The sequence below is a fragment of the Streptomyces sp. NPDC031340 genome, from assembly GCF_055569945.1.
In genome coordinates this window covers 1-8,885 of sequence record NZ_JBVIIE010000109.1, presented here as the reverse complement: position 1 = coordinate 8,885, position 8,885 = coordinate 1, and the positions used below count along the sequence as shown (strand labels likewise).

7 protein-coding genes and 2 pseudogenes are annotated in these 8,885 nt (G+C 69.9%); 1 reads left to right on the top strand and 8 read right to left on the bottom strand.

The features are described 5' to 3' along the window. Positions 1-96: 96 nt before the first annotated feature. The 8 genes and pseudogenes from ACZ5GT_RS40385 to ACZ5GT_RS40350 form a co-directional block, all read right to left on the bottom strand. A pseudogene (locus tag ACZ5GT_RS40385) lies at positions 97-411 on the bottom strand (alpha/beta hydrolase); the annotation flags it as partial. A 103-nt stretch (positions 412-514) separates the two neighbouring features. Further along, positions 515-1,534, bottom strand: a complete 1,020-nt coding sequence (locus tag ACZ5GT_RS40380; RefSeq protein WP_469036854.1) for a LacI family DNA-binding transcriptional regulator — start codon at positions 1,532-1,534, stop codon at positions 515-517. A gap of 79 nt (positions 1,535-1,613) precedes the next feature. Beyond that, positions 1,614-3,026: a BNR repeat-containing protein gene (locus tag ACZ5GT_RS40375; protein ID WP_469036852.1), complete on the bottom strand. Its 1,413-nt coding sequence runs from the start codon at positions 3,024-3,026 to the stop codon at positions 1,614-1,616. A gap of 154 nt (positions 3,027-3,180) precedes the next feature. Next, positions 3,181-3,501, bottom strand: coding sequence for an L-rhamnose mutarotase (locus ACZ5GT_RS40370; RefSeq protein WP_469036849.1), 321 nt, complete (start codon positions 3,499-3,501; stop codon positions 3,181-3,183). A 16-nt stretch (positions 3,502-3,517) separates the two neighbouring features. Then, positions 3,518-4,597, bottom strand: coding sequence for a rhamnose ABC transporter substrate-binding protein (gene rhaS / locus ACZ5GT_RS40365; protein WP_469036846.1), 1,080 nt, complete (start codon positions 4,595-4,597; stop codon positions 3,518-3,520). Positions 4,598-4,628: 31 nt separating this feature from the next. After that, on the bottom strand, positions 4,629-5,621 hold the full coding sequence (locus ACZ5GT_RS40360; protein ID WP_469036843.1) for an ABC transporter permease: 993 nt from the start codon (positions 5,619-5,621) through the stop codon (positions 4,629-4,631). After that, positions 5,614-6,654, bottom strand: coding sequence for an ABC transporter permease (locus tag ACZ5GT_RS40355; RefSeq protein ID WP_469036839.1), 1,041 nt, complete (start codon positions 6,652-6,654; stop codon positions 5,614-5,616). The genes ACZ5GT_RS40360 and ACZ5GT_RS40355 overlap by 8 nt, the downstream gene beginning before the upstream one ends. Then, entirely contained in the window at positions 6,651-8,168 is a 1,518-nt protein-coding gene (locus tag ACZ5GT_RS40350; RefSeq protein WP_469036835.1) for a sugar ABC transporter ATP-binding protein, read from the bottom strand. The genes ACZ5GT_RS40355 and ACZ5GT_RS40350 overlap by 4 nt, the downstream gene beginning before the upstream one ends. 271 nt (positions 8,169-8,439) lie before the next feature. Between ACZ5GT_RS40350 and ACZ5GT_RS40345 the strand changes: the two are divergent. After that, positions 8,440-8,885 (top strand): annotated as a pseudogene (locus ACZ5GT_RS40345) (L-rhamnose isomerase); the annotation flags it as partial.

Sequence of the window (8,885 nt, the reverse complement as noted above, 5' to 3'; positions counted from 1 at the left end):
GCTGTATGTGAAGCGCTACGCCGTGTACCCGCAGGGCCGCACGCGAGACCGCCCTAGGCCGACTAGATCCGCTCCCCCCCCCCCCCCCCCCCCCCCCCCCCCCCGCAGCGGGAGCGTCTGGCGGTTGGCGGGCGTGGAGTGGCCGGTGCCGCGCTGGTCGAGCAGCAGCACCCGGTACTCCTTCAGCGCGCGTCCGAGCCACGCCTGCTTCCCGACGAAACGGTTCGCCCCGAACCCCGGGCCGCCTTGCAGGTAGACCAGCCAGGGCAGTTCCCGGTGTGCCTGGTCGCTCGCGACGACCTCACGGGCGTAGAGCCCGATCGTCTCTCCGGCCGGGTCGTCGTGGTCGAGGGGCACGGTGAAGTGGCGGTCGGTCAGGACGACGCCGGGCTGGCGGTACGTGACGGTCAACGGGTCTCTCCCGGGACGGACGGATGGCGGACCGCGTCCCAGTCCAGCACATGCCCGTCCGGGCACCACCACCCGGGATCATGACATCGTGGCGAGCACCCGTTCAGCGGGCGGACAGGCTGGAGCGCCTGACCACCAGCTCCGGCTGGAGCACGACGCGCCGGTGCTCGTGCCGTTTGCCGTCCGCCTCGGTCTCCTCCAGCAGCAGTTCCGCGGCCATCGCGCCCATGGTGACGGCGGGCTGCCGCACGGAGGTGAGCGGGACGGCCGCGGCGGCGGCGAACTCGATGTCGTCGTAGCCGACGATGGCGAGGTCGTCGGGGACCTTTATGCCGGCCGCGTACATGGCCTGCAGGACGCCGAGGGCGAGCAGGTCGTTGGCGCAGAACACGGCGGTCGGGCGGTCGGCGAGGCCGAGCAGGCGGGCGCCGGCGTCGCGGCCGGCGGCGACGTCGAGCCGTTCGGTGGGCAGTTCGCGCAGGCACTCGGGCCCGAGCCCGGCCTCGGCCAGGGCGCCCAGGGCGCCGGTGCGGCGGTCGCGCACCTGGTTGAGGCCGGGCGGGCCGCTGACGTACGCGATGGAGCGGTGCCCGGCGTCGATGAGGTGGCGTACGGCCAGGGCGCCGCCGGCCACGTCGTCGACGGAGACCGAGCACTCGGTGGCGCCCTCGGCGACCCGGTCGACGAGGACGAAGGGGATGTTGTGCCGCCGGAACGTCTCGATGTTCCGGCCGGTCGCGTCGGCGGGCGTCAGCAGCACGCCGCGCACCCGCTGTTCGGCGAAGAGGGAGAGGTACTCCGCCTCCTCGCCGGCGCTCTGGGCGCTGTTGCAGACCATGACGCCGAGACCGGCCTCGCGGGCGGCACGCTCGGCTCCGCGCGCCACGTCGACGAAGAACGGGTTGCCCATGTCCAGGACGAGCAGTCCCATGATCCGGCTGCGGCCCGCGCGGAGCTGGCGCGCGGACTCGCTTCGGACGTAGCCGAGCCGGTCTATCGCGGACAGGACGCGCGCCCGGGTCTCGGCGGCTACCGTGTCCGGACGGTTGATGACGTTCGAGACCGTGCCGACGGAGACTCCGGCGGCACGGGCGACGTCCTTGATACCCACCGACTGGGCCATCAGGCAGGGACCTCCTCAGAAGCGTGGGAGGGCGGGAAGGCCCTCACACTACCGTCAACGCCGCGCACGTCAGCCCCGGTCACGCGGGCAGGGCGAAGTCGACGACGTGGAGCGCCGAGGGCGTGGTGCCGCTCGACTTCTCCTGGTACATGAACGACAGGACGCCGTCCTGCCTCACCCGCGTCTCGTCGACGACGACCTCGCCGAACGCGTTCAGCCCGGCGCCGTCGTACAGCAGCGCCCAATCGGTGTACCCGGAGGACTTCGACGCGCCCGCGATCCGGCCGTAGGGGAGGACCGCGTAGGCGTTGTCGTACCTGTCCAGGACCAGCTTGGTGCGCTGGCTGGAGTTCAGCGGGACCGGGATCTCGGTCTTCTGCCAGCCGCCGGATGCGTTCTTGCGCAGGTGGAAGGCGCGGCCGTGGGCGGTGCGGTCGGCGACGTAGTCGGTGGTGCACTGGCCGAAGCGGCCGGGTACGTAGCTGATGATCGCGTGCGGGAGCCCGGCGGAGTCGGTCGCCTGGCTCTCCTGGTTCATCAGCGAGTGGTCGGGGTTCAGGGCGTCGACGACCAGTCCGCCATCGTTGACGGAGACGGTGTCGGAGGTACCGGTGGTGGCGACGAGGGCTCCGGCGTCGTTGCGCCAGGTGCGGCCGCGGTCGGTGGAGTACACGTAGCCGGTGTCGTGGTTGGTGATGCCGCCGCCGCTGCACATCACGGCGGCGTTCTGCTCGCGCCAGGTGAACAGGGCGTGCAGGCGGCCGGCCGTGTCGTAGTCGATGCCGTGCAGGTACATGTTGCGGGCGGTGCTGGAGCCGTGCGCGCTGGTGTAGGTGCCGGTGGAGCCGGTCCACTCCCCCAGCGCCGTCCAGCGCGAACCGTCGTACTCGGCGAGGGCGTTGCGGCCGTTGCCGGAGACGCCGACGCGGTAGCTGAGCTGCAGCCGGCCCTCGGGCGTGGCGATGAACTGCGGATAGGTGAACTGAGAGGTGAGCGCCAGACCGTCCAGCGTGGTCTGCACGGCGCCGAAGGCGGACGTGGTCCAGGCGGTGTTCGCGGGGCTGTCGAGGAGGCCGGCCGCCGACTTCACGTAGAAGAAGCCGTCGCTGTGCGAGTCCATGTTCAGGTGCAGCCGGCCGTCGGCCCGGGAGACGCCCATGGAGATGACGTTGTGGGAGTCGTCGCTCTTGAGCCGGTGGGGCAGCGTGACGGTCGACCAGGTCGTGCCGCCCACCGCGCGGCGCGCGACGACGGCGTCGCGGCCGGCGGTGTACCAGGCGGCGTACTGGTAGCCCCGGTAGGTCAACAGGCCGTTCTTCTGGAACGAGTTGTTGTTGACCAGCCCGTCGTAGGAGACGAAGTAGACGGCCGTGGCGTCGAGCAGGGTGGTGCCCTTCTTGGTCACCGAGGGGCCCGGGGATGCGGCCCGTGCGATGCCCGGTGCGGTCATCGCGGCCAGGACGGCGGACGCGAGCACGGTACGTCTTCTCATGACTGCGGCTCCTGAGAGGGGGATCAGGACTTCGGAGCAGGACTTCGAGCAGGACTTCGAGCAGAACTTTCGAGCAGGGCTTTCGAGCAGGGCTTTCGAAGAGCGCTTCCGGGCCAGGACTTCCGGACCAGGATTCCTGGTCCGGACTTCCGGATCAGGCGAGGTGGAAGACCTCGGTGAGGGGTTTCATCGCCTCGTCGGGTCTGGCGCCGTCCAGCGATTCGAAGAACGGCGCCATCTCCGCCTGCCAGCGGGCGTTGACGTCGGTGGCCTCCATGCCGGCCTGGGCGGCGGCGAAGTCCTCGGTCTCCAGGTAGCCGACGAGCAGGCCGTCCTCGCGCAGGAAGAGCGAGTAGTTGTGCCAGCCGGTCTCCCGGAGCGCGTCGAGCATCTCCGGCCACACGGCGGCGTGCCGCTCACGGTACTCGTCGAGGCGGTCCGCCCTGACCTTCAGCAGGAAGCACACGCGTTGCATCAACACCCCTTGGGTATCAGAAGTTGAACTGGTCGATGTTCTTGGCGTCGAACACGGTCGGCTTGCCGAGGTTGATCACGCCGTCCTTGCCGATGGTGTACTCGGTGGAGCCGGCCTTGAACGTCTCGCCCTCCTTGCCGGTGATCTGGCCGGAGACCAGCGCGACCGCGGTGCGGGCGGCCAGGTCGCCGAGCTTGGCCGGGTCCCACAGCTCGAAGGCGTCGACGGTGCCGTTCTTGACGTACTTACGCATGTCGTTGGGGGTGCCGAGGCCGGTCAGCTTGACCTTGCCCTTGTACTTGGAACCGGAGAGGTACTGGGCGGCGGCCTTGATGCCGACGGTGGTCGGGGAGATGATCCCCTTCAGGTTCGGGTACTGCTGGAGCAGGCCCTGGGTCTGCTGGAAGGACTGCTGGGCGTCGTCGTTGCCGTAGGCGGTCTTGACGAGCTTGATGTTCTTGTACTTGGGGTCCTTCAGCTCGTCCTTCATGTAGCCGATCCAGGTGTTCTGGTTCGTCGCCGTCTGCGCGGCGGAGAGGATCGCTATCTCGCCCTTGTAGCCGATCTGCTCGGCGAGCAGCTGCACCTCGGTACGGCCCAGGTCCTCGGCGGACGCCTGCGAGACGAAGGCGTTGCGGCAGTCGGGCTTGGTGTCGGAGTCGTAGGTGACGACCTTGATGCCGTTGCTCATGGCCTGCTTCAGGGCGGTGCACAGGGCGCCCGGGTCCTGCGCGGAGACGGCCATCGCGTTCACCTGCTGCTGGGTGAGCGTGTTGACGTAGGAGACCTGGCCGCTGGTGTCGGTGGCGCTGGCCGGGCCGACCTCCTTGTACTTCTCGCCCAGTTCGGTCAGCGCCTTCTCGCCGCCCTTGTCGGCGGAGGTGAAGTACGGGTTGTTGACCTGCTTGGGCAGGAAGCCGACGGTCAGGCCCTTCTTGAGGGCGGCGTTCGGGTTCGCCTTGCCGGAACTGGCGGCGGATCCGGTGTCGTCCTTGACGTCGTTCTTGGTGGTGCCGCCGCAGGCGGTGGCGGCCAGGGCGAGGGAGGTGACGGCGGCGAGGGCCGCACAGGTACGGCGGATCGACGACTTGCGCATGGATGAGGTCCTTTACGAGGGTGAGCGGGGGTTACGACGTCGTGGTCGAGGCGGCGGCTCTGCGGCCCGCCCTCGCGACGGAGATCTGGCGCGCGACCCGGGGGCCGAGCACCGAGACGACGAGCAGCACGCCGGTGACGACGGTCTGCGACTGGGCGGATACGTTGGACAGGCTCATCACGTTCTGCAGCGAGCCGAGCAGGAAGACTCCCGCGATGGCGCCGCCGAGCGTTCCCTTGCCGCCGTCGAAGTCGATCCCGCCGAGCAGGACGGCGGCGACGACGGACAGTTCGAGCCCGGTGGCGTTGTCGTAGCGGGCGCTGGCGTAGTGCAGCGCCCAGAAGATGCCGGTGAGGGAGGCCATCAGGCCGGTCACCGTGAACAGGATCAGCTTCTGCCGCTTCACGCGGATGCCGGCGAACCGCGCGGCCTCCTCGCTGGCGCCGATCGCGAACAGCGACCGGCCGAACGGCGTGGCGTGCAGGGTGATCACAGCGATCACCAGCAGCACGAGGAAGGGCAGGAACGCCTGCGGGAGGAAGGTGTCGCCGAGGCGTCCGGCCGCGAAGTCGAGGTACTGCGCGGGGAAGTCGGTCACCGCGTTCGAGCCGAGGACGATCTGCGCGATACCCCGGTAGGCGGCGAGGGTGCCGATGGTGACGGCGAGCGAGGGCAGGCCGAGACGGGTCACGAGCAGGCCGTTGACCAGCCCGCACACCACGCCGAGCAGCAGGCACAGCGGGATGATCGTCTCGATGGACATGCCCTCGTTCCACAGCTTGCCCATCACCGCGCCCGACAGGCCGGCCGTGGAGGCGACGGACAGGTCGATCTCGCCGGCCACGACGAGCAGCGTCATCGGCAGCGCGATCAGCGCGATCGGCAGGGTGTTGCCGATGAGGAAGGACAGGTTGAGGGCGTTGCCGAAGCCGTCGACGAAGCCGAAGGACAACAGCAGCAGGACGATCAGGAGCGCGCCGACGACCGTGTCCCAGCGGACCGCGCGCGTCAGGGAGTCAGGCATGGCGGGCGTTCCTCTTCTTCAGGGCGGTAGCCACGCGCAGCGCGACGATCCGGTCGACCGCGATGGCGAGGATGAGCAGGATGCCGTTGATGGCGAGCACCCAGACGGAGCTGACGCCGAGGGCGGGCAGCACGCTGTTGATCGAGGTCAGCAGCAGGGCGCCGAGCGCCGCGCCGTAGACGCTGCCGGAGCCGCCGGTGAAGACGACGCCGCCGACCACCACCGCGCTGACGACGGTGAGTTCGTAGCCGCTGCCGGTCCCGGAGTCGACGTTGCCGAAGCGGGCCAGGTACATGGCGCCGGCGAGACCGGCGAGGCCGCCGCAGAAGGTGTAGGCGGCCAGGATCCGCTTGCGGACGGGGATGCCGGCCAGGCGGGCGGCCTCCGGGTTGGAGCCGAGCGCGTACAGCTCGCGGCCGCTGCCGAAGTGCTTGAGGTAGTACGCCGTGGCCACCAGCACCGCCAGCGCGATCAGGGCCAGCCAGGGCACCGCGGAGATGCCGCCGGAGCCGAAGTCCACGAAGGAGCCGGGCAGGTCGGCCGCGGTGATCTGGCGGGAGCCGACCCAGATGGAGTCGACGCCGCGGATGATGTAGAGCGTGCCGAGGGTGACGACGAGCGCGGGCACCTGGCCGAGGCTGACGAGCAGGCCGTTGAGCAGACCGCAGCCGATGCCGAGCAGCGCGGCCAGCACGACCGCCACCACGGGGTTGCCGCCGCCGTGCAGGTAGTCGCCGGCGGCGAAGGCGGTGATGCCGAGGGTGGAGCCGACCGACAGGTCGACGTTGCGGGTGATGACGACCAGGGACTGGCCGGTGGCGACGAGGACCAGAATGGTCGCGTTCAGCAGGAGGTCCTTGATGCCCTGCTCGGACAGGAACTCGCTGTTGCCCGTCTGGGTGACGGCGATCATCACCAGGAAGACGACCAGGATGGCCAGTTCGCGCATCTTGAACACGCGGTCGACCAGCCGGGTGCCGCTGGACCTGGGCACGTCGGCGACGGGGGCTTCGTTGGGGGTGACGACCGTCATGCGGCTGCCCTCCCGGTGGCTGCGGCCATCACGGTTTCCTCGGTGGCTTCGGCGCGCGGGATCTCTGCGGTCAGCCGGCCCTCGTGCATCACCAGCACGCGGTCGGCCATGCCGAGGATCTCGGGCAGGTCGGAGGAGATCATCAGTACGGCGACGCCGTCGGCGGCCAGCTGCGACAGCAGCCGGTGCACCTCTGCCTTGGTGCCGACGTCGATGCCGCGGGTCGGCTCGTCGACGATCAGCACCTTGGGGCCGGTGGCGAGCCACTTGGCGAGGACGACCTTCTGCTGGTTGCCCCCGGACAGGGTGGAGACGGCGTCGGCGATCCGGGCGTACTTGACCTGGAGCTTGACGGCCCAGTCCAGGGAGCGGCTGCGCTCGGCGCTACGGTCCACCAGGCCCGCCCGGACGGTGGAGCGCAGTCCGGTGAGGCCGATGTTCCGCTCGATGGACATGTCCATCACCAGGCCCTGTGCGCGCCGGTCCTCGGGGACCAGGGCGAGCCCGGCCGCCATCGCGGTGGAGGGGGCGCCGTTGGTCAGCGCACTGCCGTCCACCTCGACCTCGCCGGCGTCCCAGCGGTCGACGCCGAAGACGGCTCGCGCCACCTCGGTGCGGCCGGCGCCGACGAGTCCCGCGAGACCGACGATCTCACCGCGCCGTACCTCGAAGGAGACGTCGGTGAACACGCCCTCGCGGGTCAGCCGGCGGACGCTGAGGGCGACCTCGCCGGGCTCGACGTCCTGCTTGGGGTAGAGCTCGTCGAGGTCCCGGCCCACCATGCGGCGGACGAGGTCGTCCTCGGTCATGCCGGCGACGGGCTCGCTGGCGATCCAGGCGCCGTCGCGCAGGGTGGTCACCCGCTGGCAGATCTCGAAGATCTCCTCCAGCCGGTGCGAGATGAACAGGACGGCGGCGCCCTGGTCGCGCAGAGTGCGCACGACGCCGAACAGGCGGGCCACCTCGCTGCCGGTGAGGGCGGCGGTCGGCTCGTCCATGATCAGGACGCGGGCGTCGAAGGAGAGGGCCTTGGCGATCTCGACGATCTGCTGGTCGGCGATCGACAGGCCGCGGGCGGGGCGGTCGGGGTCGAGTTCGACGCCGAGGCGCTGCATCAGGGCCAGGGTCGCGTTGTGCGTGGCCTTGTGGTCGATGCGGCCGAGCGCGCGCCGCGGCTGGCGGCCCATGAAGATGTTCTCGGCGATCGACAGGTCCGGGAAGAGCGTGGGCTCCTGGTAGATCACGGCGATGCCGGCGTCGCGGGCGTCGCCGGGACCGTGGAAGACGACGGGCTCACCGTCGAGCAGCACCCGGCCGGCGTCCGGCCGGTGCACCCCGGCGAGCGTCTTGATGAGGGTCGACTTGCCCGCGCCGTTCTCGCCCGCGAGGGCGTGCACTTCACCGGGGAACAGCTCCAGGGAGACGTCCCGCAGGGCACGTACCGCGCCGAAGGACTTCGAGACGTCCTCGAGCGCCAGCACAGGGGCCGGACCCGTGTCGGACGGGTGGGTCATGAGGGGCTCCTCGACGACGCCGACGAAGGCTTCACGGCGTCGTGAAAGGTTTCAACTGGGTTGCCGGGACGTTAGGCATGCTGGCCATGTCACGTCAATGGGTCCGCCGCGAAAAGTTTTCGAGATGCCTTCGAGAGCCAAAGGTCACGGTCAGGCTACGGACGAGAGCCTTTGCCGGAACGCTTGACACACCCACCGGCGACTCCTAGCTTCGGCTACTGAATCGATTCATACGGAAGCCGTTCCGGCCCGACGTCACAGGAGCCCTGAAGTGACCGAGCTCGCCGCGGTGAAGGCCGCGCTCAAAACCCAGGCAGTCGAGACGCCGTCGTGGGCGTACGGGAACTCGGGGACCCGGTTCAAGGTGTTCGCGCAGCAGGGCGTTCCCCGCACTCCGCAGGAGAAGCTGGACGACGCGGCCCAGGTGCACGCCGTCACGGGCGTCGCGCCGACCGTGGCGCTGCACATCCCGTGGGACAAGGTCGACGACTACGCCGCGCTGGCCAAGCACGCGGAAGAGCGCGGCCTGAAGCTGGGCGCGATCAACTCCAACACCTTCCAGGACGACGACTACAAGCTCGGCAGCATCTGCCACGCCGACCCGGCGATCCGGCGCAAGGCACTCGACCACCTCCTGGAATGCGTCGACATCATGGACGCCACCGGCTCCCGCGACCTGAAACTCTGGTTCGCCGACGGCACCAACTACCCCGGCCA